General features: G+C 66.3%; 1 protein-coding gene. It reads right to left on the bottom strand.

Features of this window, described 5'->3' with window-relative positions:
- Positions 1 to 2046, bottom strand: a 2046-nt coding sequence (locus H5T60_14350) for a DNRLRE domain-containing protein (GenBank protein ID MBC7243611.1), incomplete at both ends; no start/stop codon positions are given.

The raw sequence follows: 2046 nt of genomic DNA, 5'->3' as shown, positions 1-2046 counted from the left end.
GTGGCGGTGGCCGGCGGGTTCGTCGGCGTGCGGGGGGGGGTCGGGGGGGCCGGCGCGCTGGTAGGGGTCGCGGTGGGGGTCGGCGTAGCTGTCGGCGCCGTGCCATCCAGCCGGTAGTGGATCACCAGCTTCGGCCGCAGGGAGGCGTTGCTGTACTCGCCCGAGGCCAGGCGGTATTCCACGCCGGCGCCTCCCTTGGCGCCCTTCAACACCAGGCCGTAGTTCGCCGCCGGGTTCGCCGCCCATTCGCGCACCATGTCGGTCACATCGAAGCTCATCCAGACGCCGGTGCTGGCGAAGAGCTGATGATCCGCCGGCGTCCCGTCGCGGTCCACCGTGGTGTCATTGGCGCCGGGCGCGCCCCACGGCTGATTCGTGCGCGCCTGCTTCCAGGTCGCCTGGCCGGCCAGCCACTCGCGCCGCATCTTGTAGGCGGACACATCCACGGTGTAGGAGTTGGACCGTCCCTCGATGTAGACCTGCAGGGCCGCGCTGGTGACATAGGCGTTGGCCGGTAGCGCGCTCAGGTCGAACTTCAGCAAGGACGCCATCCAGTCATCCGAGCGCACGATCAGGCGCGTGTCACTGCCGTAGTTGCTGTCCACCGACCAGCCGTTGATCCAGGTATCCACCGCGCCGGTGTAGCCGTTCAGCCCCCGCTGGAGCACCAGGGTGAACTCACTGCCGGCGGGCGTCGGGGTGGGCGTCGCCGGCGCACTGGTCGGCGTGCGGGTCGGCGTGCGCGTCGGCGTCGGGGTAGCAGTGGCACCGGCCGGCGTTGTGGGGGTAGGCGTCGGGTTCGGGGCACTGCCGGCGCGTATCACTTGCACGAAGTGGATGTACTCATCCCCATCGCCCCGGCAGTCAATGCGGAAGTCGGAGCCGCCGGCCTGGCTGTTGGCGAAGCGCGCGTCCGTCAGGACGAACTCGCGCGTCAGCCAGCGGCCGGTGTTGGTCTTCTGCACCACGCCGGCGCTCTTATAGGCGCCGGCAGTCGAGTCATACTGCAGTTCCCAGGTATCGTTGCCCTGGTCGTAATAGGTCACCCGCACGGTAGCGGTGTTGGTGCCGCCGTAGAGATAGCCGTCGTCAATCTGGAAGTACATATAGCGGTTGCCGGTGCCCTGGTCGGTGCGGCGGGTATAGCGCCCGTATTTGTAACTGCTGACGTTCCACGCCGGCACCGTCTTTCCGCCGGCGACCCCATCGTCCTGGATCAGCCAGAAATCGAAGTTGCCGCGCTGGGGCATCCAGGTCTGTTCGGTCTCCCGCAGAGCCACCCACACGCTGGGGGTATTGGCCAGCGTCACACCGGTATGCTGGTTCACAAAGCGCAGGAAGTCCAGGTCGCCGGTTTCGGTGATGAGATTGGCCTGCAGGTTGAAATAGTCCGGATGCTTGTTGAGGCCGCCGATCAGGCCCCAGTACTCCAGCGTGTCGTCCGTCAGATAGACGGTGCGGTAGGTCTCCCAGGCAGTGGGCACCTCGCGCCAGTGGGCGAAGAAGGGGTCCCACTGGCCGCATCCGACGGAGGAGGCCGGCGGTACAATGACGGCCGGGTCATCGTCCACGCGCAGGCCGTTGTGCTTGATGCCCACCCCCACCTGCGCCGCATAATCGGTGGTCCACTTGCGCTCGCAGGCATGCTTGAAAGTGGGGGCAAATTGGAGGAGCACGGCCTTATTCTGGAAGGCGCGGGCATATATATCGGTGATGAGCTTCACCGTGCCGACCCAGACGCCGGAAAGGTCCTCGCTGGGGAAGTCCTGACTCATGGCCGCTTCCACACAGGCGTCGTGCTCGTCTATCGAGGGCTGGTTCTCCCCATAAATGCCCGTGCCGATCTGGATCCATTCGATGCGCGGGTCATTGTCATAGCGCGCCGCCAGGGCCTGGACGAAGTGCTCCAGTTTGGCCAGGAAGACGGGATCCCAGTACTTGGGGATGCGCCAGCCGTTGCAAGTGATGGTCTGGGCGCCGGCGGCAAACACCCAATCCGGCACCGTCTCCCCGCCCCATTCCATCAGGTGCACGCCCAGGGCGACG

This window comes from Anaerolineae bacterium, from assembly GCA_014360855.1.
Classification (GTDB): Bacteria; Chloroflexota; Anaerolineae; order JACIWP01; family JACIWP01; genus JACIWP01.
Note: the sequence above shows the minus strand (reverse complement) of the source record. Positions and strands in the feature narration are given on the sequence as shown.